The sequence below is a fragment of the uncultured Veillonella sp. genome, from assembly GCF_963543145.1.
GTDB lineage: Bacteria > Bacillota > Negativicutes > Veillonellales > Veillonellaceae > Veillonella.
Genome location: NZ_CAUTZP010000001.1, coordinates 113772 through 139483, shown reverse-complemented (window position 1 = coordinate 139483; position 25712 = coordinate 113772). Strand labels below are relative to the sequence as shown.

Here is a 25712-nt window from a genome sequence, read left to right as displayed (position 1 = left end):
ATTATTCTTTTTGCATATTAAAACATCCTATCTGTGGAAACAATATTAAGTAATATTATTCCCCACAAATAGGATGTTAAGCTTATATTGTTATATATTCAACAATTGTACCATGTTCTTCAATTAAGTTAACTAAGTCTTTTCCTTGTAGCCATACGGTAGCATCATTTTGATTTGGATGTATACCGATTAGATTATCTTTATAATCTGCATCAATATAATAATGTACCTTGCGCTCTTCATCGTGGAGCAAACAGAATGGAGATACATGACCTGGTTTAATCTTCAAAATATCCCATAGCTCCTCTTCGGAACCAAAGGAAATCTTTTTAAGCTTATGATCCTTACGGAACTGTTTTAAATCTACACGCTTAGAACCACGGACAGTAATCAAATAATAATGTTCACGTTTATGATCTCGAATGAATAAATTCTTCGCATCCCACTCAGGATATGGCAACTCTACATTCGGCTTGTCATCCATACTAAATAGCGGTGCGTGATCCGTAATTTCAAAATCGATATGATGGTCACGTAGGCAATCATATACGCCTTGTTTATCTAACATGTAATACCTCTAATATAATTTGGTGAAAGTAAACATCATAGTGAAAACAACTATATATGTGTTAATTATACACCAAAATTATACACCAATCTTATTCTGAGACTGTATAGGTTCCATTATTTAACTATCTACCAAGCCATACAACAAATACAGGAGTACCTTCATCATCATCGTCAACATCGTCGGCATCGTCAGCGTCGAATTCGTGATCATCATACGCTAGATTTTCAAAGAATACATGATCACCGAGCTCTTTATTAGCCAATGCGTTATGTATCTTGAAAAGAATCTCTTCAGTAGTAAAATACTGACCATTATCTGCTTTGAAGCGAGCATAGATTTCTACTTGCCACATACCGTCTTCTTTATCATATTCTTCTAATTCATCGTCTTCGTATAAGTATTCATTAGGGTGAAGCTGACTTTTACTTTCAATCCAAGCTTCATAGCTTACAAGAATTTCAGGCTCTACTAATGGCGGTAATGTATCAGAATTAACATTATGCTCTTCTAAGCATTTATAAAACTCCTTATCGAACTCTTCTCTAGTATAGGTAGTTTTATTGAAAACCCAAGGAATGCCCTTAAACTCATGATAGTAACCTTCATATATTTTATTACCATCTTTATCAGTACCAAGATATTCAATCTGCTCAGTATTCTCATCCTTGTTAAACAGGTTTTTAATCGCATTAAAAATCATAGGATAATCCTCCTTGTAATCCTTTGAACTAATAGAGATTAATAAATACTCTACTACTTCACAATATCAAACTAATCTATTTATATAAAGTAGCTCTTTTGCCATTTTTATGGCAATGTATCAGCCATCAATAGCAAAGTAATTTAAATCTTCAAACTCGTCGTCCCAAAATTCAAAGCAAAATATATGAGTATAATCAAAGGTTTGTTCACAATAGGTTACAGTACCTAGCTCTGGTTCAATCTTAGGGACACCTATACGTTCTTTCACATCATCTATAGTAATGGATTCCCCATACATTTCTTGAATGTCTTCAAGCATGAAAGCTGCAATTTTATCAATATTTTTATGATAATTTTGGGCAAGGACTTTTACAGTATCTAAATAATCACCTGATGGCTTCTCATCCCAACAGAATTCTAAGCCTTCATAAAGAAGTCTATATTCACAATATTTCTCATCATATATGAGTTCATTTTCTATCATAGGCATCCTCTCTCTCATCACAATACTTTGATTTCAAAATCACTAAAATACTCTCTCAATATTTTACATTAAGGTTATATAAAATAACGTAGCCCAAAGCACAAAACATATAATTTCTAAGAGTATAGTAAAAGCCCTTCGCATAAGCGAAGGGCTAAGCTATTATTGCTCTATTAATTAGCTACCACAGCATATATAGAATACAGGTATACCATCTTCGTTATCTATAAGCCCGTAACCTTCACATTCGTGGCCTTCGTATTCAATACCTTCAAAGAATACGTGATCACCCAGTTCTTTATTAGCCATTAGATTATGTAATTTAAAGAGCAACTCTTCTCTTGTAAAATATGTACCATTATCCGCTACGAGATAAGTCATGATTTCTACTTGCCACATACCATCTTCTTTATCGTCTTCGAGTAGTTCTTCATCAGTTACACGTTCATTATCATTTACCTTCTGCAGTATCTATACTATTTTTCTTATCAGAGAATTTCTCAACAACTTCATATATCACAGGATAATCCGCCTTGAACTCTTTTGGCTTAATTTGAGTTAATAAATATTTTACAACTTCACAACACCAACCAAGTTGTTTATCTAAGTGGGCTTCCTTCGTCATTTTTATGCCTGTCTCTATTAACTGTATTGCCTTCTGTACATGTTCAGACTCGTAGCTTTCACCACATGCTAAAGACGCATGAGCATAGCCACACCGATAATACCAAGACCAATCACGATATGATTCATCTATACGATCAAATAACTCAATAGCCTCTTCTGGTCGGCCATTATTGTTATACATACGCCCTAAGGTGCTTAGCAAGATAGGCGATAAATTATCGATGCCTATGTTAGTTAATAGCTCCATAGCACGATCAATATCTAGGTCCTCTTGTTCATTAATAAGTTTTACCTTATCCTCATCACTTAAAGATTGAAACTCTTCATCTATAATCTCTTCTATACTAATATATAAGTTCTTAACAAAGTCACCAAAGTTATCTGCTAACAGAGTAATTGAGTAATCACCTTCTTGGTCAACACGTACTACCTTAGGCTCTCCAGTAGGACCACATTCACGATAATCGAGGAAAATCATATCGTGACCGCCAGAAATCGTATCGGCTACAACAACACCTATAGGAGGGTATTTCCATTTCGAAATCCAAAACTCGTTGCCAAACTCCCCAAAGAGAGAATACTTTTTATCTCTATCAATGCCATATATGCCTGTTATATATACACAATCGCCCTCATTATTAATAAAACAGTTCTTATTTAATACACCGCCATTATGATTCTTAAGTAATTCAATATATGCTGCAGGTAATGTATAACTATAGATTATTTCAACCAAATGGTTTCTCCTCAGTAGAATATTCTTTAATTAAAGCTTTTACCTCACGCCGTATCAAAATGGTATCAACAATATAGGAAAAAATGATATAAGGAGATACATTGATAATCGCTATAGGCGCCAAAATAAGTGCTACTCGCAATAGGTCAAGGGAATATGCATACCACGTAAAATCAATGGCATTTAAAATTGGTTTCACATACTCTATTACGCTTACTTCCCATTGCATTAAGGGGTTTAATTCCTCACTAGTTCCTAATAGCCAAACAAAACTTACACCAAAGATCAAACAATATAATATGCCAACAGGAATTAATATCTTCGCTCTCTTTTTTAACAGATTACGACAAATCTCATCTTCTTCCTCTGGTGTTACATCATATACCATATTGCATTGAATCTGAATCCATCTAAATCGATAGCAAATATACTTATACAAAAGATTATTCGGTGTATATAGCATAATAAGCTCCACAGTATCCTTTATAAGCTTTCCATCTTAGGTCTTAAATCTAATACAATTTCCCAACTATCTAATGTTGGAACCTTATGATGTACAATAAAATCTTCTATTATCTGTAATACCTCTTGGGGACCTTGCTCATTCTTACCATATATAATAGCGCCTCGGTCACCATTATTGGTTACACTAATTTCTATATGTAATAAATCAGTATCTTGATCACTACAAACCTGTACAAAGTTATACTGTTTATTATCTATTGAAATTGCATTTGATGGTGATATAACTACAAAATCCTGCTCTTGATCCTGAATAGCATAGAGCTTCTGCTCAACTTCATTCAGTGTTATACCTTCATATTTATAGGTACCTACATCAATTGACCAATTCGTATATGTTTTTTCAAATGTATCTGTCATATGTATCGCCTCTCCTTTACGATATATATTAGAACAGGTTTTCTAATTGACCTGACATATCCGCCATAAATTCATCAAATTTACAAAGTTCTCGTAACTCTTGATGTTCTATATCATAACAACCAATCTTTTTATTTTTAGGATCCCATACAATTTGCCAATCGTTATACTCTCCTAGTTCTTTAGATAAACGCAATAAATTACGACGCCCTACTTTAAAGGGAATCGTATCAATAAGTGGGAAGAACTCTATAGATATAAAATCGGAGTCTGGCAATTCAAAGTAAAGTTGTTCGCCCGCTAAAAAATTCACTAATGCTTTTGGTAATTTAAATGGCTTTAACTGATCCATTTTATTTTGTATATCATGAAACTCAGCAGGCTCTAAGGATTTAAAATACTCTGCCATTTCCATATCGCCTTTTTCAATAGCAATGCTATAGGGGCGCATACCATCCTTTTCCGTGATGGTCACGTCAGCGCCATGTTCTACCAAGTATTTACACATCTTTAAATCTACATACCGTGCTGCTACGCACAATGGCGTTGGCTTAAAGGGATATACAGAATCAGGCTTATTGTAGTTAATATCTACACCATTATGAATAAAGAAATCTAGAACATCATAATTTCTATCTGTAATGGCATTTCTGAAAGCTTTACCGCCATACTTCTGTACCGTATGGCCTAAGTCATGAATAATCTGTAAGTGATTATATTTCTTGCCATATAAGGCAGCTTGAAAGGCATCTACTTTCACACGGTTTAAAGCATGAACATTAGCACCATGTTCTACGACATAATCGATAATCGCTTGATTCCCATATCTAACAGCAAGCAAAAAACTTGGATTTTCCTTATCATTTAGATCAGCACCATTCTCGACTAACCATTGAACACTTGGCAAGCAACACATAACCAAAGCTAATTCTAAAGGTGTATGCTCACTATACTCGCCAATTTCTATGTGTTGATTGATATTCCAACCATTGGCTAATGCATTTTCTAAAGCCCTAATATTTCCTGTTACAATATCTGTTACGATATGAGTCACCGATTCAAATGTACCTAAATCTTTTAACTGTATCATGTCTCTCTCCCATGAACTATATATTTAAAATGATTATCACTAATTACATTATATTACATTTATAAGTATGAGTGTATAGTAAAAGCCCTTCGCATAGCGAAGGGCTAATCTATTATTTCTCTTGTACTTGTTTACCACTCATATGTTCAATGGTAATTTCAAACATTTGAACTGCTCTACCAGCATGAGCAATCGCTTTATCTACAAGTTGCTCACTAGGATAATATTTCATAGCAAATTCTTTTAATCGATCTATAGACTCTGAACCTGCCTCTAGCAAACGACATCTTCCAAATACTACTACACTTTGTACATACGGCGCCCATGGTTCAGATTTATCAATACACTCATTACCATATACGGTAAAACATACCTTATCTGAAGTTTTCAATGCCTCTACTTTATGACCAGCTTTAGCTCCATGAAAATAAATTTTCTTCTTATGGCAATCATAAAAATAATTAATAGGAATAGCATAAGGGTACTCATTATCGCCGTTCATGGCTAAAACACCTCGACGATTAGATTGTAATAAAGCTTCTGTAGCAGCACGATCTATTTCATTTATCTTTATACGAATAGGTTTAAACATAATATATCTCCTAATTTTATTTACTTATCCTATTTACAAAATACATAAAAGTACCGCTATTAGTATCATCAACTTTAGAATATTCTTTCCAATTTATAGGATATATCCCAGTTAATTCTATAGGTGCTTCCATTCCACGCATTGTTCCTTTTCCTGTATTAGCGGCCCAACTCATACACCCAGTTTTTATAGAACCATCCTCAACAGAAAATTCGGCGTATGTACAATCATTAATATATTTTTCATCTCATACCTCACATTTACATCGAACATAATATCTGATAACATTTGTTTGTTTACATGCTTATATTAGCACACGAACGAATGTTCGGTCAAGTGTTTTAGAACAAATGTTTGCAAAAACTTTTAAAATTGCCTATTTACTTTTGTCGGAGGCTTTAGATAAGATATTTCACTAGTTATCTTAATTGTATAACCTTCAATAAACTTATTACTCTTATCCCTAAATTCCTCTATACGCATTATATCTTTTAAGTAGTTATAACAACCTTGATCCTTAGCACCTTGCTCCTTCAACACATACACTTCATCATTTATAGTTTTAATACATTTTTTTGTCGTATATTTAAGCTCAATAGGAATCCATTTACCATCTAATATAACAAGAATATCAAGATGTAAATTAGGATTAAATTCAGGTACAAACTCTAATCTAATATCACAATTTGGATATTGTTCTTTAATCATCCAGGCTAAGCTAAACTGAAAATCTGCTTCCGAATGAAATATTGGTCGCCAAATACTCAATTGGTGCATTACCTCATAAATATCTAAAATTAATCCCATAACAAATACCTCATCGAATACAATACATATATTTATTTTAATTATATTACATTTATAAGTATGAGTGTACAGTAAAAGCCCTTTGCATAAGCGAAGGGCTTTTAGTCTAGACAACAAAATATCATTATTGATTATTTTAATATTCACGATATTCATGCAATAAGTAAGATAATTTATTATTCAACTCTATAAAATTTATCAAATAATGCTCATCTATATAAAATTGTTGATTGGTAATTCTATCTTTTGTAGCTAAAATTTGCTCATTTTTAGATGAAGTGATTCTAAAACTATGAATGATACGATTGCGCCTATAAACAATATCTGAAAATAACTCAGCTATTTCTCCACCAGCATTTTTCGTAATTGTTTGAGCAATAGGCGATTTAAGTTGGCCTAATTCTTTATCAATCAAGTCATACCAAGAATAATCACTATCTGTATTAATAATGTTCTCTATAATAAAACCATTATTAGAGATAAATACTGAAATAGCCATCCCCAACAAGTAAACATATTCGTCCTTAGGTAAAGATATCCTAGCAAGTGATCGAAGCTCCATTGTCTTACTCCTTTAAAAGATACGGCTTATATTATTTATCCACCAAAAAAATAATCTCATAATAGTTTATAAAATATCAATTTAAAATAGATATTTGTCTATCACTATATATTTTTGTTTCAAAGTAACCATAGCCTAAATTTGAAGGTTTCCAGTCTCCAGCAACTATAATAATTTTATCTTTATTTTCAAATACCATATTTCTTATCTTGTTATAAAGGTTTATATCAGAAATAGATAATATAAAATGATAATTAGGATTTGCTACAGGAGCTACTAAATAAATCTCATTTTTATCACTATCGTAAAAGCGACCTTTTACACAAGACTCAATTATTTTAAAGCCGAAAACACCTTTAGGATACCAGTATGCAGTTCTATCATCTAAAATCATTCTTCCAATTTTCTCATTTCCATATGAGTAATTAGGATGGAATCGTTTACATATAGAATATATCTGCTTTATTGTACTGAGTGTGAGATTATAATGTTCACCATATGAAGATTTTTTAGAATTCCCACTTGAATTTTTCGGATTCTTCTTAACTAAAAGATTTTGCATTGCATTTTCAAAAGAAAAATTTAACTCATTAAATTTATTGTCATCAAAAGCGACTGAACTATTTGCATAAGGACAATTAGCAATATGTTTATACGCAGATTTAGTTGCTCTAAAATATGCTTTCCGAGAGCCATCACCAGCACATACAAATAATTTACTATTACATAGCGGATATGGACAATAAAAAGACTTATCCCTATTTTCTTCAAGAGCCTCACTTGCTAGTATTATATCTCGTCTTTCTTTATCTCTATATGCATGGTTAGCCAAAGAATCATCTCCATTTATAAAGTAACCAACTTACCAACTCCATTATAATCTCCCTTATAAAGTATACGCTCGGTTTACTTTATCACACGTAAAATGCTATAGCCCAATCTATGTGATGTCAACCAATCGTTGTTGATATACTACCTTCTTACCTCTGAACTAATTATCCCCATTACATACTGTACTAATATTTATAACCTTATTATATAAAAAATCAGACATTCTGAAAATTATTTACTAAATAAACCTTTGGAAATAGTCTTAATGTAAAAAAGGTGTAAAAGAATGCGGTTTTACTGCATTCTTTTACACCCTTTTATTATATTAGAAGTAAGCCATAAAAGTTTTGGATTTATAAAAATGTAAAATAACATTCTTAATAAAACATTATTTCTTATCAATAAAAACTGCATCACCTCTATAAAGTGAATATGAGTCATCCAAAATATATTTATTAGACGTATTTAATGCTGGAAACTGAATTACCGCATCTCCAACTTTAACTGCATCAGACTTAATATGAACTTCAAAAGAGCTATTAGTATCGATATTAGATAAATCAAATAATGATTGATAACCTACTGTTACCCACATACCAGGACCTTCAAATTGATCATCGCCACGTACGGTCTCTGTTGGATAATATGTATTTCCATTTTGTACTATAGATATAACGACATTATTAGTATCATTATAAATCTTACTTTCCGGCATATAAAGGAAAGATCTAACCCGTAATATATTATTAGCATTTCTTGTTGAATAAGTACTTGCTACACCTCTAGCATCCTCCAATGCCGTATTGGCATAAATTGCAAATGGAGTTTGAACATATACGATACCTTGCAATTCATTTCTTGGGAAAATTCCACCATAACGCCTTTTAATAAACTTCTTCTTAGCAGTAGATATCATTTTAATATTTTTCTTTTCTACTAAAGACTGTCCATAAGATGTTGCTGCCGCAATATCTTCATTTGTTATTTGGTGTTTCTCAATAACTTGAGGATTATAAGTACTAATATCTTCTGCAGATACTGCCATAACAGACATAGCTAAAATTGAAAATAAAATAATTTGTTTCTTAAAATTCATAGTCTCACCTACAAAACATATACTTTTAAAAATCAGCTAAAAAAATTTTTAGACATCTATAATCTGATCAATGGTTCGGAGTTTCCAATCACACTTCACTTCGTTCGAATTCTTGGACATCCCTGACCAGTGCTAATGCTCACTGCTTCGTTTCGCTTCTAGTGAGCAAAGCAACAGCTTCGACATGCGCTGTCATAGGGAACATGTCTACTGGTTGTACTTCTTTGAGTTCGTATCCATAATGTGTAAGGATTTCAATGTCTCTTGACATGGTGGCTGGGTTACAGGATACGTAAACAATGCGTTTTGGTTCCATTCCTGCTGCAGAGGTCAATACTTCTTCTTTACAGCCTGCACGGATTGGATCGAATACAATCACGTCTGGGCGTACGCCGGCTTTGTAGAGTTTTGGCATTTCTACAGCCGCATCAGCGACGATAAATTCTGTATTATCATAGCCGTTGCGACGTGCATTTTCACGAGCATTGATAATAGCTGGTTCTACGATTTCTATACCTATTACATGTTTTGCCTTATGAGCCAAAAATAATGATATAGTCCCCGTACCACAGTACGCATCGATAACGGTTTCATCACCTTTTAGGTCCGCATAGGCTAACGCTTGATCGTAAAGGACTGTAGTTTGTTCTGGATTCACTTGGAAGAAGGAATGTGGAGATAAGCTAAACCGCAAGTCCTTAATATGGTCTGTAATCGTTCCATCACCGTAGAGGATATTATTTTTAGGTCCTAAGATAACATTTGTACGCTTACCATTCACGTTATGAACGATAGTTTCTACTTGAGGCACTCGTTCAGTTAATTTTTCTACCCACTTTTCTTTGTGTGGTAAGTAATCTGTAGCAGTTACAAGGATAATCATCCATCCAGACTGTCCAATGCGACCGATTACATGGCGTAGTATACCCTTTCCAGTATGCTCATCGTAAGGTTCAATATCAAATTCTTTAGCGATTTGATAGCAAGCTTGAGCTATGATATTATTCCCTTCGTCTTGTATAGGACAGTTAGTGCCTTGCACGATATCGTGAGATCCCATCGCATAGAATCCCATTTGAATATTCCCTTTAGTACCGCCTACAGGCATTTGCATTTTATTGCGATAGGCCCACGGTTCTTTAGGTCCTAATGCAGGTTTTACAAGGTCTGGATTTTGATGACCAATGCGTTCTATAACATCCTTCACCTTTTGTGTTTTTAGTGAAAGCTGTCCTTCATAGGTAATGTGTTGTAGTTGGCATCCCCCACAGAAGCCATAAAGGTCACAACTAGCATCGATACGATTCGGGGCCATTGTAACAATCTCTAAGAGTTTACCTGTAGCATACGTCTTTTTCACCATATTAATATATACTTTTACCGTTTCCCCAGGCAAGGCAAAAGGAACAAAGACAGTAAAATCATCTACACGCCCCACCCCTTCACCGCTGCTACCAATGCCATGAATTGTGACAAGAACTTCATCTCCTACTTTAACAGGTGCATTAAGTATCGCTTGTTGTTTTTTAGATACTGTACCACTAGTTGTGTGGCCTTGATTAGAACGAGCCCCTTTTCTATTCTGTTGTTTCGATTTATGTTTACGAGATGTACGACCTGTACCGTTCATTACGCGTCTCTTTTCTTCCAAATTTTAATAATACCAGTCACAACGAGAACAAAGAATACTGTACCTACTTTCACCAGTAATTCTTCCCCTTGAATATATGGAACAAGGAATGGATCCTCTACAATCATTTCACCTGCGACCCAACCAAGTAGTGCACCACCAGCCCAAAGAATAGCTGGATATTTGTGAATAATACGAGCAAATAAGGTAGAGCAGAAGATAATAATTGGCACTGTAATCAATAGGCCTACGATAACGAGTTCTAAATGGCCTTTGGCGGCACCTACTACGCCAATAACATTATCGATACTCATCATTGCATCGGCTACGATAATAGTCCAAATAGCGCCAGCTAAGGAGTTCTTAGCTTCAATATGAGCCTCTTCATCATCGCCTTTTAAAAGCTGAATAGCAATCCACACGAGAACTAGACCGCCCCCTAAATGGATGAGTGGAATTAACGTTAACGCCTCTACTAAAATAGTGGCAAAGATAAGGCGCATTAAAATAGCCCCTACCGTCCCCCAGATAACAGCCTTCTTTTGTAATTCTGGAGCTAATTTACCAGCCGCCATACCGATAACAACAGCATTATCGCCAGCTAATAAAATGTCTATTAAAATAATTTTACTAATGGTTATCCACGTAGCGGCTTCTAAAAATTCCATTCTGTACTTACCTCAATTCAGTCTACTAATTCTATAACTATCCCTTAACTATACCATAAATATTGTATTTTCTCATCTATACATGTAGCTTAGTCTTATACTTTTACAAAAAAATATCTCTCCTCCTATTATTAGAAGAAGAGATATGTTTCATTATTTTTTTAGTTTCTTCACTAATAGAGATGCACCGATTACGGAGATCACAGCTGCTATTTTGATGAATAAAGCATAGGGTTCAACAGTGTGAGAAATCAATTTATCTTCCACGCTCATACCAGCACCTACCCAAGCAAGGATACCACCGCCTACGTATAGGATGATTGGGAAGCGTTCAATAACTTTCACGAACAAAGTACTACCATAAATGATGATAGGTACAGTAATCAGCATGCCGATAGTAACTAATGTCATGTCGCCACCAGCAGCACCCACTACGCCGAGAACATTATCGATACCCATGATACCGTCCGCAATGACGATTGTCGTTATGGCAGCACGTAAATTATCTTTAGCCTCGATTTTATGCTCGCTTTCATCATCAGCAATGAGCTTGTAGCCAATCCATAAAAGAAGGATACCCCCTACTAAACGTAGAGCAGGAATATTGTTTAACGCTTCTACGAATAAGAATGCCATAATAAGGCGTATAATAATGGCACCTGCAGTACCCCAGAATATTGCTTTTTTCTGTAAATGAGCTGGCAAATTACGAGCCGCCATACCTATAACAATGGCATTGTCACCAGCTAATAAAATATCGATAACGATGATTTGAAGCATCGCTAATAAGCCTTGTGCAGATAAGATGTCCAATGTATCCTCCTTAGAATTAAAATATAGTATATACATATTATAGTCGATATAGTTAGGTAGTGTAAAATTCAATTATTAACATATATATACATTTTTGTCATACTTCCTTCACCTTCATGAGTGGGAATTCATAACTATTTTTATTCTCAAAATCAACAATATAACCGGTATGTATAAATAGATTTAAATCCTATTATTTCTAGGTTTTATCTATTAAATTAAGCGATTTTATGATATTGTATAGTATATCAATAAAAGGGAGGTTAGTATGTATCAAACAAATACAATATTACAAAAATTATGGTTATTCATAAAACTATTTACACCTATGTGCATCACTCAATTTTCCCTCATTGGGGCGACCTTTATCGCCATCTTTTTAACGGGACAATATAGTACGACAGATTTAGCAGGCGTCGCAACGGGGTATAATTTGTGGCTTCTTTTCTATATCTTTGCACAAGGGACGTTAATGGGTATCACACCGATCATTTCTCAGCTATTGGGAGCTAAGAAAACGGACGATATTTCCACGATTTTCCATCAAGGTCTTTTCATTGGTACAGGCCTAGCATTTATAATTTTACTAATCGGTATATTGGGTCTTCGCCCATTACTGACTACGTTAAATTTAGAACCTGCTGCCGCTGAGGTATGTATTAATTATCTGAAAGCTTTTGCCCTTGGTTTATTCCCTCTACTTTGGGTAAATACCTTGCGTAATACAGTCGATTCCCATGGGTTAACACATTACTCTATGGCTATCGTTTTTACGAGCTTTGTGATTAATGTATTCTTAAACTATGCACTCATCTTTGGCCACTATGGTTTCCCTGAAATCGGTGGTGTTGGTGCTGGTTACGGTTTAGTTGGTGCTTGTTGGACTAACTTTATTCTCTTTAGTTTAGTTATTCTCTTCCACCCTAAATTAAAGGAGTATAGAATTTATAAAGACTTTAAACGCCCAAACTTCCACTACATTCGTGAACAATTACAAGTGGGTATTCCAATTGGTTTCTCTATCTTCTTTGAAGCCAGTATCTTTAGTATCGCTGGCCTCTTGATGGTTCACTTTGGCTCTGCCGTAGTAGCAGCCCATCAGTCCGTTATTTCCTTTACGAATGTATTCTACTGCTTACCACTCAGTATTGCTATGGCCTCTACTATTGCCGTTGCTTACGAGCTCGGTGCAGGGCGTAAAAAGGATGCTATTCAGTATTCTTACATCGCTCGTGTAATGGCCATTATCATTGCGTTACTCATTTGTGCCTTTACGTTCACCAATATGGACAACATTGCAGACCTATTCACAAATGATGACAAAGTATATAGTCTTATTTATCAATTCCTTGGATATGGCGTATTTTTTGCCGCTATCGATGCCATCGGTACTCCATTACAAGGTATACTAAGGGCTTACAAGGATGTAAAAGTAGTACTTTATATCTCCCTCGTATCGTATTGGGGCGTATGTTTCCCTATTGCTTATATCCTTGCTAAAAATCCTAATTATGGACCATTTGGCGTATGGATTGGTTTGTTATCTAGCGTAGTAGCTGCTGGTATATTATTTACACTTCGCACGTACTACATCCAACATTATAAACCTAAAGCTATTGCAAAATAATATAAGCACCTATTGAGATTACACTGCTTGTGTGTGCATCATCAATAGGTGCTTTATTATTTTAGAATATCTTGCTTTTCTACATTGGACATGCGGAAGAAATTATATAATGCTTCTGCGGTCTTATAGTTCATAGATTCCACCTTTGAAAGTTCATCTATAGATGCTTCTTTCATGGCTTCTAAACTATTAAAGTGAGCCCATAATGCTTTTCGGCGTTTAGGGCCAATACCTTCAATGTGATCTAGAATAGATTCTAAATTACGTTTTCCCCGAAGTTTACGATGGTACGTAATAGCAAAGCGATGGGCTTCATCGCGTATTTGTTGGAGTAATTGAAGCTCCGGTGAACGGTGGCTTAAGATAATACTTTCAGATTGCCCTTCTACAAAGACCTCCTCAATACGTTTAGCTAAAGAGATAACAGGCACATCTGTAACCCCTACACCACGAATCAGTGGCAATGCTGCATTGAGCTGACCTTTACCACCATCGATAATAATGAGATCAGGCATAGGCCAATCTGTTTCCTTACCGTAGCGTCGTTCCATGATTTCCGCCATCGACTTGAAGTCATCAGGCTTGCCTTGTGTCGTTTTCAACTTGAATCGACGATATTCCTTCTTCGCTGGTTTACCACCTTCAAAGACAACCATAGATGCTACCGTTTCAGCACCTTGGGTATGAGAGATATCGAAACACTCCATACGCTCTGGCAACCGTGGTAAGTCCAATACTTCCGCTAATTTCTTAACGGCTCCACCGGTCTTATCGATTTGGTGTTGCCATTGACGACGGCGCTCTTCTAGGAAGGTTTTCGCATTCTCATGAGCCATCTTGATCATATCCATCTTATACCCTCGTTGTGGTACAGATACGTCTACATTCTGACCTTTAAGCCGGGTAAACCATTCACGTAACAAGTCTCTATCAGTACTATCCATAGGGAGTAATAACTCCTTAGGAATAAAGTTCGTATCCCCATAGTATTGCTTGATAAAGTCCGTCATTATGGTTTCAGCACTATCGCCATCGTGTTGCACAAAGTAATTTTCACGACCTAGTAATCGACCACCACGAATAAACAGTAATTGTACACAGGCCATAGATGTATCTACTGCAAGTCCTAACACATCTAGGTCTCCTCTTTGCGTAACCATGCGCTGCTTTTCTTGTATCTTTTCAATACTAGATAACTGATTTCGATACCGTGCTGCATCTTCAAATCGTAAGTCTTCTGCAGCTAATTCCATCTTTTCCTTGATTTCTTTAAGCAATGGTATAGGCTTACCTTCAAAGAGTTCTACAATTTCATCAATATACTTCCGGTAATCTGGTACAGAAATCTTATTAAAGCACGGCGCTTCACAGTAATGCATGTGGTACTGTAAACACGGTCTCTCTACCTTCATAGATTTACAAGTACGCAACGGATAATACTGACGAATCAGTTTTAGAACTACATGAACTGATGTTACATCTGTAAAAGGTCCAAAGTACTTAGCCCCATCTCGTTCAAGACGGCGCGTCATATATACACGTGGGTAATCCTCTTGTACTGAGATTTTTACGTACGGATACGTTTTATCATCCCGAAGCCTAATATTGTATTTAGGCTCATGCTCCTTAATAAGCGTATTCTCTAAGATGAGCGCTTCCATTTCTGTCTTAGTTTGAATAATTTCTACATCGACCGCTCGCTTCATCATGGCTGCCACCTTAGGTGCCCGATTGGCATCATTGCGCACATAGGAACGCACGCGATTGCGCAAGTTAATGGCCTTACCAACATAGATGATACGATTATATTGATCACGCCATAAATACACGCCCGGTGTAGTCGGCAAATGACTGACCTTCTCTAGTAATTCTTCAGACGGCATATGTCCTCCTTTCCTCGTAGATTTTTAGATACTTTATTTCTTATTTTTACATTTTTTGTTTCTTATTTTTCGCTGCTTTCATAAATTTCTTAGTCTGTTCTAATACAGGCCCTAAGAATTTACCAGTATAGCTTTCTTTCACCTTAACAATTTCCTCAGGTGTACCCGTAGCTACAATAGTACCACCGCGATTACCGCCCTCAGGACCAAGGTCTATGATGTGGTCTGCCATCTTGATCACATCTAAATTATGTTCGATAACCACAACTGTATCGCCACCCTCTACAAGTTGTTGCAATACGTGTAATAACTTGCGAATATCCTCGGCGTGGAGACCTGTAGTCGGTTCATCTAGGATGTACAGTGTTTTACCTGTGCTGCGTCGAGCTAATTCAGTAGCTAATTTAACGCGTTGAGCCTCACCACCAGATAAAGTTGTTGCAGCCTGACCTAAACGAATATAGCCAAGACCTACCTCTTGTAAGGTAACCATTTTACGATTAATCTTCGGAATAGCACTGAAGAACTCAACTGCATCGTCTACCGTCATATCTAGTACATCAGCAATCGATTTGCCCTTGTATTTAACCTCTAAGGTTTCTCGGTTATAACGGGCACCCTTACAAACCTCACAAGGTACGTATACATCTGGTAAAAAGTGCATTTCAATTTTTATAATACCATCACCACGACAAGCTTCACAGCGGCCGCCTTTTACGTTGAAGCTAAAGCGACCTTGTTTGTAGCCGCGCATCTTTGCTTCCGGGGTTTGACTATAGAGCTCGCGTATAGCATCAAATACACCTGTATAGGTGGCTGGATTAGATCGAGGCGTACGACCGATAGGACTTTGGTCGATATTGATGATTTTATCGATATGTTCAAGGCCACGTATCTCTTTATGTGCCCCTACTTTGTGATTAGAACGATATAATTGATTAGCTAAACCTTTGTAGAGAATTTCATTGATTAAGGTAGACTTACCAGAACCGCTGACACCAGTAACAACATTGAATAAGCCTATAGGGAATTTTACATTTACATTTTGTAAATTATTTTCTTTAGCGCCGCGAATTTCAATGCAATTTTTACCTGGCTTACGACGCTCTTCAGGAAGGGAGATAAATTTACGGCCACTCAAGTACTGACCAGTAATAGAGTCTTTTACCTTCATCACTTCCTCTACCGTACCAGCAGCAATGATTTGACCCCCATGTTCACCTGCGCCAGGCCCAATATCTACAAGATAATCGGCAGCACGCATCGTATCTTCATCGTGTTCTACAACGAGCAAGGTATTACCTAAGTCCCGTAATCCTTTCAAAGTATCGATGAGTCGATCATTATCTCGTTGATGTAGACCTATGGACGGTTCATCTAGGATGTACAATACACCAACCAAACCAGAGCCGATTTGCGTAGCTAGACGAATACGTTGCGCCTCACCACCAGACAAAGTACCTGCACTACGGTTCATAGTAAGATAATCGAGGCCTACATTGTTTAGGAACCCAAGACGAGCATTGATTTCTTTTAAAATCTGAGCACCAATCACTTGTTCCCGTTCAGTAAGCTGTAACGTACCAAAGAAATCCAGTGCTTCTTTGATAGTTAGCTGCGTTACCTCATTAATATTTTTATCCCCTACGGTAATGGCTAATACCTCAGGTTTTAAACGGGCCCCATGACATGTAGTACATGGTTTAATGGACATAAATTTTTCAAATTCTTCACGCATAGAATCGGTAGATGCTTCACTATGACGACGTTTTACCATCGGCAAAATACCTTCATATTCAGTAAAGAACTCTTTCACTTCACCGCGCATATTTTCATAGGTGAAAGCCACCTTATCCGTCGTACCGTACATTACCTTTTTCTGTAATGCTTTTGGTAGTTCATCATAGGTAGAATCTAAAGAGTATCCATTAGCTTTTAACAAACCTTCTACTTGGCGCATAAACCATGCATTAGGGTTCGAGCTCAACGCTTGTACACAACCATCGGCAAAGCTAATAGATCCATCGGGAATAACGCGCTCTTCGTCTACTTCCATAGTCGAGCCAATACCCAAACAAGCTGGGCAGGCACCAAATGGACTGTTAAAGGAGAACATACGTGGTTCAATTTTCGGTAACGAAATATGACAATCTGGACATGCAAAGTGTTGGCTATACATGTGTTCAGGACCATCTACTTCTTGGATAACGACAATGCCTTCAGCCCATTTTGATGCGGTCTCCATGGAATCAGCAAGACGGGACTCAATCCCTTCTTTTACAACGAGGCGGTCTACCACAATATCTATGGTGTGTTTTTTATTTTTCTCTAATGCAATATCTTCATCTAATGTACGTACAACGCCATCTACGCGGGCACGAACAAAGCCTTCTTTTCGAAGTTGTTCAAAGACGGATTTATGCTCCCCTTTTTTTCCTTGAATCATAGGAGCTAATACTAAAATCTTAGTACCTTCTGGGAAGCTCATTACATCATCGGTCATTTGTTGTATTGTTTGCTGTGTAATAGGCTTACCACATTCTGGACAATGAGCATGACCTACGCGAGCAAATAATAGACGTAAATAGTCATAAATCTCCGTTACAGTACCAACTGTGGAACGAGGATTTCGGCTTGTGGTCTTTTGATCGATAGAAATAGCTGGAGATAAGCCTTCAATATAGTCTACGTCTGGTTTATCCATTTGTCCCAAGAATTGACGTGCATAAGCAGATAAAGATTCTACATAGCGTCGTTGCCCTTCGGCGTAAATCGTATCAAATGCTAAGGACGATTTACCAGAACCACTGAGCCCCGTCAACACGATAAACTGGTCACGCGGTAAGGATATATCTATATTTTTAAGGTTATGCTGACGCGCACCTTTTACAATCAATTGGTCTTTCATTTTGTTTCCTATATAAAGAGATGATACCAAGCGGCATCATCTCTCCGATTACTAACATGAAATAATATATGTATATTATCGCACATATAGTCTATATAATCTATGTGTTTTATTACAATCTATATAATCTATGCGTTTTATTACAATCTATTTACTCTTTAGACTAGTCCGCTTTCTACTTTTAGATGATGCCGGTTTTTTTAACTTACTTTCACCTGCGCTATGCATATCAGACCATTGTTGACGTAATACGCCCAATTGGTCACGCAGCTTAGCGGCCTTTTCAAATTCAAGCTGCTTTGCAGAGGCCTTCATTTGACGGTCTAGGTCTTCAATTTTATTGAACAACTCTTCCGGAGTTATATCTGCCACCTTAGGCGTAGATATATCTTGTGCATATAGTTCGTGTCCATGGTCCATTCCCTCTGTAGAGAATTTCTTTTTCCCCTTCTTCGGTGAAAGTCCCTTGCCATCGGTCACCATATCTTCTTCGATTTTCGTCAATTCAATAAGCTCTTTAACGTCTTTAGAGACAGACTTAGGCGTAATATTATGTTCTATATTATAAGCCTCTTGCACGGCACGACGACGATCAGTTTCATCGATAGCACGCTGCATAGAACCTGTTATGCGGTCTGCATACATGATAACGTGACCATTCACATTACGAGCAGCACGACCTATAGTTTGTATCATAGCCGTATCAGAACGCAAGAAACCTTCCTTATCTGCGTCTAATATAGCTACGAGAGAAACCTCTGGCATATCAAGGCCTTCACGAAGCAAGTTGATACCAACTAGTACATCGAATACACCAGCCCGCAAATCCCGGATAATTTCGGCCCGCTCAATGGTAACAATATCTGAATGAAGGTATCGAACACGGACGCCCATTTCCTTCAAGAACTCTGTTAAGTCCTCTGCCATTTTCTTAGTTAAGGTCGTAACAAGAACACGCTCATTCTTAGCAGTTCGCTTATGAATTTCACCGAGTAGGTCATCCATTTGTCCCTTAATAGGACGAATCTCAATAGATGGATCAAGTAGACCGGTAGGACGAATGATTTGCTCTGCAATATTCGTTTGTACTTCCATTTCATATGGACCAGGTGTTGCTGATACATAGACAATTTGATTGATACGCTCCACGAATTCATCGAATTGAAGCGGTCTATTATCTAGCGCAGAAGGCAGGCGGAAGCCATATTCGATAAGTGATTCTTTACGTGCACGGTCACCATTGTACATGGCACGCACTTGAGGTATCGTTACATGAGACTCGTCCACCATGATGAGGAAATCATCTGGGAAATAGTCTATTAATGTATAGGGAGCCTCTCCTGCCTTACGTTCAGACATATGGCGTGAATAGTTTTCGATGCCTGAGCAATAGCCCATTTCTTGCATCATTTCTATATCATAACGAGTACGCTGTTCAAGACGTTGAGCCTCCAATAGACGGTCAGCAGCTTTCAACTTAGCTAACTGTTCATCTAACTCAGCCTCAATACGTTCTACAGCAATACGCATCTTATCTTTCGTAGTTACATAGTGAGATGCTGGATATACTGCAACGTGCTTGCGTTCAGCAATCACTTCACCAGTCAAAGCATCTACCTCAACGAGGCGATCGATTTCATCGCCAAAGAGTTCCACCCGAATGGCTCTTTCACTATAAGCGGCAGGGAAAATCTCAATCGTATCCCCTTGTACACGGAATGTACCGCGAATAAAGTTCATATCATTTCTCGTATATTGAATATCTACGAGTTTAGACAGAATTTCATCACGAGATTTCGTCTGACCTAAGCGCAAAGATAATACGAGTTCAGAGTAGTCCTCAGGGTCACCTAAGCCGTAAATACAGCTAACAGAGGCAACGATAATCACATCGCGGCGCTCAAAAAGACTCATTGTAGCACTATGACGCAGTTTATCGATTTCATCATTAATAGACGCATCCTTCTCTATATACGTATCACTAGAAGGAATATACGCTTCTGGTTGGTAGAAATCGTAGTAAGATACAAAGTATTCTACCGCATTATTAGGGAAGAAGCTTTTAAACTCACTACATAGCTGCGCCGCTAAGGTTTTATTATGAGCTATAATCAAAGTTGGTTTTTGAACCGCCTCGATAACCTTAGCCATTGTAAAAGTTTTACCTGTACCAGTGGCACCGAGCAAAACTTGGGCCCATTCACCGCGTTCAATGCCTTCTGTTAAAGACTGAATCGCAGTTGGTTGGTCCCCGGTAGGCGCAAAGGGCGCCTCCACTTTAAATGGTTGGCCCCCTTCGTAATTATATGTATTATGTTTCATTACTGTTCATCCTGATGTTTACGAATAGCTTTAAGTTCTTCCTCTGATAGACGGCGACCTGCATTTTCTGCTTGGTTCAATGTATCCTCACCTTCTAATACTTCGATGAGCATAGCAATAGAAAAGCGATCTAATGTAGGCGTAGTCTTTTGGATTTCATCAGCCATCATCCAATCCGATTCAGTATAGTTATTAATACGTTCAGTAATCTCTTCCCAGTTTGAAAGTAGTAATCTTGTAATAGGACGATATAATTCAATACCGAAATACTCGATTAAGCTAACAATCTTATTCATATTTTCTAGGCTAACATTACATTCATTTTTTTTATTTTCAGATTCTACATATTCAAGTAAGAATTCCCGGTTATATTTATTTGTCACCTTGAATCATTCCTTTATTAAATAGTGCATTAGCAAATTCTTTTGCATTAAATGGACGTAAATCATCCATGCCTTCGCCAACGCCAATCCAACGTACTGGTACACCTAGTTCTTCTTTAATAGAAATAACTACGCCACCTTTTGCAGTACCATCTAATTTAGTAACTACAATACCATTAACAGGTACGGCTTGACCAAATAATTTAGCTTGACTTACTGCATTTTGACCTGTAGTGCCGTCTAACACGAGCAAGGTTTGATGCGGAGCCCCTTCTACGTGGTTATTCGCTACGCGGCCCATCTTTTTAAGTTCTTCCATAAGATTAACTTTAGTGTGTAAACGACCTGCAGTATCAACAATCACCATATCTGCATTACGAGCTTTCGCCGCTTCCATTGCATCATATACAACGGCTGCAGGATCAGCGCCTTCTTTATGTTTAACGATAGGCACACCTACGCGATCAGCCCAGATAGATAATTGATCCGCTGCAGCGGCACGGAATGTATCGCCTGCAGCGATGATAACCTTTTTACCTTCTTTAGTGTAATAGTTAGCTAACTTAGCAATAGTAGTAGTTTTACCAACGCCGTTTACACCAACAACAAGAATAACTTCTGGATGATGTAATGTAATTTCATCTTCTTGGTCAACTAGCATTTCTGTGATGCGGTCTTCCATAAACGGCATTACATCACCAGTGTTGTTGATAATACCTTCTGTAACACCACGACGGATTTCCTTCATCAAATACTCTGTCGTTTTAGGACCAAGATCGCTAGTAAGCATGACCGCTTCTAAATCATCAAGAAAATCATCATCAATTTCTGCATAACCAATGATTATTGTTTCTACATTTTTTACAAAGGACTTACGAGTTTTTTCTAAGCCCTCTTTAATTTTATTAAAGAATCCAAATGCCATTATGCTAGATCCTCCTTCACATCTTCAAATGCTACTGTTAATAATCGCGATACGCCCCGTTCAACCATGGTCACCCCTTGTAATACTTCGGCAGCTTCCATCGTCTTTTTACGGTGCGATACTACGATAAATTGTGTTTCTTTATTTACCCGATTTAAGTAAGAACTAAATCGTTCTACATTGGCTTCATCGAGGGCTGCATCAACTTCGTCAAGCACGCAGAATGGAGCTGGACGATAGTCTAGGAACGAGAACAATAAAGCAATAACTGTAAGGGCCCGTTCACCACCGGATAACAAGGTCAATTGTTGTCGCTTTTTCCCTGGTGGCTGAATGTAGAAATCGATACCACCAGTTAAGATATTATCTGGATCAGTCAATACGATTTGTGCCGTACCACCACCAAACAATTGGCTAAATACCTCTTGGAATCTGCGGCCTACTACATCTAATACATCGTATAGTTGCGTACTCATAGCCTTATCCATTTCAGCGATAACCGCTTGCAATTGATCCTTCGCCGTATCTAAATCTGCTAACTGTGTTGTTAAGAAATCATAACGCTCTTTAGCTTCTTCATATTCCTCAACAGCATTTGGGTTTACAGGACCAAGCTCGGCAATTTCTGCCATTAAACGAGCTTGCTCATCCTTCCAATCATTAACAGAACCTTCAATGCGAAGGGCTTGCGCATCTTCCAATGTAAAGCCCAGCTCTTGTAATTCTTCTACAAAGCGTTCACAATCCATGCGATGACGAGTGATTTTACCTTCCATATCCACAAGACGATTTTGAACTACTTTATAGCGTTGGTTCAACCGGTCCTGCTCGCTCAAGATGGCTTCCAATTCCTCACGACCTGTAGATGTTTTATCATAGGCTTCATCGCGAAGTGCACGCAATCGTTCAACCTCCGCTGTCGCTAAAGCTAGCTCTCGGTCTGCTAATTCTTTAGCCTTTGGTAGCTCCACTTCACAGCGCTCTGTAGTGCTGATTAGCAAATTACGTAACGGTGTTAAGCGCTCTACAATGTTAGCAATGGATTGATTACGTTGTTCTCGCTGAGTTTCGCGTTCCTTAATGGTTTGTCGCAATGTATCACAAGTGAGGCGAGCCTCTGTGAAAGCTTCATACGCCTCTTGCTGTACCTTTTGTAGTACAGTTAAACGCTCCATTAAGGCCCCTTGATTGCCGTCCACACCATGGTCCTCTTGCAAAGAAGTCAATGCTGTTTCTTGGTCTTTCAAGTTAGCCGTTATACGAGCTAAATCAATATCAATTTGTAATAAACGTTGCTCTTCTTCACGGAGAACACGTTTCTTACGATCTATTTGATGTTGAATATTTTGTACCTTTGTTTCGCTCGCCACATAGAGTAAGTTCGTATGTTGGTAGCTTTCATCAAGGGTAGCTCGTTCTTTTTCAGCTTCTTCAACCCGTTTCTCAAGGTTTTCCAAGCTAGCCGTTAAGGAACGAATTCGGTCTTCAATTTGTAGGAGCTCTTGTTCAAGGGTAGCCGCCTCTTCCTTACGGCTCAATACAGAGGCACGCTTACGCTTTGTTGCACCACCAGTTAAAGAGCCGCCCGGTTGGAATTGTTCCCCTGTAAGCGTAACGATACGCAATTGTTGATTGTATTTTTTCTGTAAACCAATGGCATCATCCATGGAGGATACTACCAAAGTGCGCCCCAATAAGTACTGGAAAATATGAGCATATCTATTATCAAAGGAAATACAATCAACAGCAGTACCAATTACACAACTTTCATGTAAAGCCGGCGTATCATAAGGTTTTCCTTTTACAGAATCCATCGGCAAGAAGGTTACGCGACCACCTTGAATAGATTTCAAATAATTGACACCCTCCGCTGCTGCGCGAGCTGTAGTGGTCACAACATGGTTAACACTACCGCCTAATGCTGTTTCAATAGCCGTAGTAAATTTATCTTCAACCGTAAAGAGATCACCTACAGCGCCTGTAATCTGGTCACGCCAAGATCCTTTACCGTTTAGGATATTCTTAGTACCTTCTAAATAGCCTTCATGTTGTTCTTCCCATTGGGCTAATAGTTCGATACGACCTTTAACACGTTGCTCTTGGGTACGTAATTTTTGTAATTCCTTCCGTTCTTCACGAGCTTGTATGGCCGCTTCTTTACCGCTATCAACGAGGGCTTGTCGTTGTGCAGAAATAGCAGTAAACTTTTGCCCTAATGTTTCAAATTCACCGCGAGCTGCCTGTAATTCACTATCTACCTGAGCTATTTCAGCCTTTAACACCTCACATTGTTTTGTAGATTCTTCCTTACGGGCTTCTAAGCTACGAATACTAGCCTTTGCAGTTTCAATGGCACTCACAATCTCTAATTGACGTTGCTCAAAGGCTTCTCGATTAGATTGTAAAGATTGGAATTTCGCTTGCTCAGCACTTACATCTTCAACAGCATTTTTATAATTAGCCTCTAACTCTTCAAGGTTAGACTCTTTTTCTATTAATTGAGCACTTTCATCTTGAATCAATTGATTTAGAATGCGCAACTGTTGTTCTTCGCCCTTTTGAGTAGCTTCCAATTCGCTAATACGCATAGATGTTTCATCTAATTCGCGACGAGCTGTCTTTAACTGCTCGTCTAACAGACATAAATGACCAGCCAAACGCTCTTCATCGCGTTGCTTTTCCGTATATTGAGCTTCCCACAACTTGAGCTGCTCTTGCTCTTTTGTAGATGAAGACTGCAAAGTATGACGGCGAGCTTCCAATTTAGATAATTCAGTTTGAAGCTCAATCTCTTCATCCTTAAATGCAATATTATCATTTTCAAAACGCGTTAATAAACGATCAGAGGTCTTATAATTGTGAAAGGCAAGTGCACCATCATAATCGCGTTTAGTACGGCTTAAAGACATATATTTTTTAGTCTTTTCAGCCTTTTCAGATAAAGGTCCAAGTTGTTCTTCAATGGTTGCCATTACATCTCGTACACGTTCCATATTTCGATCTGTACTAGCAATACGGCGCAATGCATCTTCTTTATTAATTTTAAAGCGAGAAATACCTGCTACATCTTCAAAGATAAGGCGCCGTTCTTCAGGCTTAGAATTTAAAATAGCATCAATGCGGTTCTGACCGATGATAGCCATAGAGTCTCTACCGAGACCTGTATCGGCTAGTAAAAGGTGAATATCCTTTAAACGACAAGAGCGCTTATTGATGAGAAATTCACTTTCCCCCGTGCGATAAATACGACGTGTAATAGCCACCTCTGCCATATCGACATCTAATTGTTGGTCACTATTATCAAATACGAGAGTAACCTCTGCAGCACTCATAGGCTTGCGCTTCTCCGTACCAGAGAAGATAATATCCTCTGCTTTTTGACCACGTAAGTTACGGACATTGGATTCCCCTAAAACCCATTTCATAGCATCCGTAATATTACTTTTACCACTTCCGTTAGGTCCAATAACGGCAGTCATTCCTGGTGAGAATTTAACAACCGTCTTATCTGCAAACGATTTAAAGCCCTTTAATTCCAACCGAAGTAATTGCATGACTGCCTCCTTTCTACTA

The 25712-nt window shown here is 37.6% G+C and carries 21 protein-coding genes and 1 pseudogene; 1 reads left to right on the top strand and 21 read right to left on the bottom strand.

The genetic code is table 11. From position 1 onward, the window contains the following. Window positions 1-82: 82 nt before the first annotated feature. The 15 genes and pseudogenes from RWZ05_RS00640 to RWZ05_RS00570 all read right to left on the bottom strand — a co-directional run bounded on the left by RWZ05_RS00640 (window position 83) and on the right by RWZ05_RS00570 (window position 12091). Complete coding sequence (locus RWZ05_RS00640) at window positions 83-568, bottom strand: YbaK/EbsC family protein (RefSeq protein WP_314641059.1); 486 nt, start codon at window positions 566-568, stop codon at window positions 83-85. A gap of 124 nt (window positions 569-692) precedes the next feature. Continuing rightward, a complete protein-coding gene (locus RWZ05_RS00635) occupies window positions 693-1271 on the bottom strand; it encodes a hypothetical protein (protein ID WP_314641057.1) in 579 nt (192 codons plus the stop codon). A 120-nt stretch (window positions 1272-1391) separates the two neighbouring features. Continuing rightward, window positions 1392-1757, bottom strand: a complete 366-nt coding sequence (locus RWZ05_RS00630) for a hypothetical protein (RefSeq protein ID WP_399554132.1) — start codon at window positions 1755-1757, stop codon at window positions 1392-1394. 177 nt (window positions 1758-1934) lie between these two features. Beyond that, a pseudogene (locus RWZ05_RS00625) lies at window positions 1935-3099 on the bottom strand (SMI1/KNR4 family protein); the annotation flags it as partial. A 13-nt stretch (window positions 3100-3112) separates the two neighbouring features. After that, complete coding sequence (locus RWZ05_RS00620; RefSeq protein WP_314641055.1) at window positions 3113-3583, bottom strand: glycosyl transferase family 4; 471 nt, start codon at window positions 3581-3583, stop codon at window positions 3113-3115. Window positions 3584-3603: 20 nt separating this feature from the next. Beyond that, window positions 3604-4002, bottom strand: a complete 399-nt coding sequence (locus RWZ05_RS00615) for a bacteriocin (protein WP_314641053.1) — start codon at window positions 4000-4002, stop codon at window positions 3604-3606. A gap of 28 nt (window positions 4003-4030) precedes the next feature. Further along, entirely contained in the window at window positions 4031-5092 is a 1062-nt protein-coding gene (locus RWZ05_RS00610) for an ankyrin repeat domain-containing protein (protein ID WP_314641052.1), read from the bottom strand. Window positions 5093-5204: 112 nt separating this feature from the next. Beyond that, on the bottom strand, window positions 5205-5684 hold the full coding sequence (locus RWZ05_RS00605) for a pyridoxamine 5'-phosphate oxidase family protein (protein WP_119209299.1): 480 nt from the start codon (window positions 5682-5684) through the stop codon (window positions 5205-5207). A 366-nt stretch (window positions 5685-6050) separates the two neighbouring features. Then, a complete protein-coding gene (locus RWZ05_RS00600) occupies window positions 6051-6491 on the bottom strand; it encodes a hypothetical protein (protein ID WP_227720717.1) in 441 nt (146 codons plus the stop codon). 136 nt (window positions 6492-6627) lie between these two features. Further along, window positions 6628-7053: a hypothetical protein gene (locus RWZ05_RS00595; RefSeq protein ID WP_005386944.1), complete on the bottom strand. Its 426-nt coding sequence runs from the start codon at window positions 7051-7053 to the stop codon at window positions 6628-6630. Window positions 7054-7129: 76 nt separating this feature from the next. Continuing rightward, complete coding sequence (locus tag RWZ05_RS00590) at window positions 7130-7885, bottom strand: hypothetical protein (RefSeq protein WP_005386945.1); 756 nt, start codon at window positions 7883-7885, stop codon at window positions 7130-7132. Window positions 7886-8272: 387 nt separating this feature from the next. Beyond that, a complete protein-coding gene (locus RWZ05_RS00585; RefSeq protein WP_314641049.1) occupies window positions 8273-8980 on the bottom strand; it encodes a hypothetical protein in 708 nt (235 codons plus the stop codon). A 139-nt stretch (window positions 8981-9119) separates the two neighbouring features. Next, entirely contained in the window at window positions 9120-10610 is a 1491-nt protein-coding gene (gene rlmD / locus RWZ05_RS00580; RefSeq protein WP_314641047.1) for a 23S rRNA (uracil(1939)-C(5))-methyltransferase RlmD, read from the bottom strand. Beyond that, the gene (locus RWZ05_RS00575) at window positions 10610-11278 is read right to left on the bottom strand and encodes a TerC family protein (protein ID WP_314641046.1); all 669 of its coding nucleotides are present in this window, start codon (window positions 11276-11278) and stop codon (window positions 10610-10612) included. The genes rlmD and RWZ05_RS00575 overlap by 1 nt, the downstream gene beginning before the upstream one ends. 153 nt (window positions 11279-11431) lie before the next feature. After that, complete coding sequence (locus RWZ05_RS00570; RefSeq protein ID WP_314641044.1) at window positions 11432-12091, bottom strand: TerC family protein; 660 nt, start codon at window positions 12089-12091, stop codon at window positions 11432-11434. 268 nt (window positions 12092-12359) lie between these two features. On the opposite strand from RWZ05_RS00570, the gene RWZ05_RS00565 reads away from it, so the two are divergent. After that, a complete protein-coding gene (locus RWZ05_RS00565) occupies window positions 12360-13718 on the top strand; it encodes an MATE family efflux transporter (RefSeq protein WP_314641042.1) in 1359 nt (452 codons plus the stop codon). A 56-nt stretch (window positions 13719-13774) separates the two neighbouring features. On the opposite strand, the gene uvrC is transcribed toward RWZ05_RS00565, so the two are convergent. The 6 genes from uvrC to smc all read right to left on the bottom strand — a co-directional run bounded on the left by uvrC (window position 13775) and on the right by smc (window position 25693). Next, the gene (uvrC, locus tag RWZ05_RS00560; protein WP_314641040.1) at window positions 13775-15601 is read right to left on the bottom strand and encodes an excinuclease ABC subunit UvrC; all 1827 of its coding nucleotides are present in this window, start codon (window positions 15599-15601) and stop codon (window positions 13775-13777) included. Between the two features lie 46 nt (window positions 15602-15647). Further along, a complete protein-coding gene (gene uvrA / locus RWZ05_RS00555) occupies window positions 15648-18509 on the bottom strand; it encodes an excinuclease ABC subunit UvrA (protein ID WP_314641037.1) in 2862 nt (953 codons plus the stop codon). Window positions 18510-18656: 147 nt separating this feature from the next. Beyond that, complete coding sequence (uvrB, locus tag RWZ05_RS00550) at window positions 18657-20831, bottom strand: excinuclease ABC subunit UvrB (RefSeq protein WP_314641035.1); 2175 nt, start codon at window positions 20829-20831, stop codon at window positions 18657-18659. After that, complete coding sequence (locus RWZ05_RS00545; RefSeq protein ID WP_302743650.1) at window positions 20831-21214, bottom strand: hypothetical protein; 384 nt, start codon at window positions 21212-21214, stop codon at window positions 20831-20833. Before RWZ05_RS00545 ends, uvrB begins: the two co-directional genes overlap by 1 nt. Then, window positions 21204-22139 (bottom strand): signal recognition particle-docking protein FtsY, encoded by a 936-nt coding sequence (gene ftsY, locus RWZ05_RS00540; RefSeq protein WP_314641033.1) that lies wholly within the window; start codon window positions 22137-22139, stop codon window positions 21204-21206. Before ftsY ends, RWZ05_RS00545 begins: the two co-directional genes overlap by 11 nt. Further along, on the bottom strand, window positions 22139-25693 hold the full coding sequence (gene smc, locus RWZ05_RS00535; protein ID WP_314641030.1) for a chromosome segregation protein SMC: 3555 nt from the start codon (window positions 25691-25693) through the stop codon (window positions 22139-22141). Before smc ends, ftsY begins: the two co-directional genes overlap by 1 nt. Window positions 25694-25712: the final 19 nt, after the last annotated feature.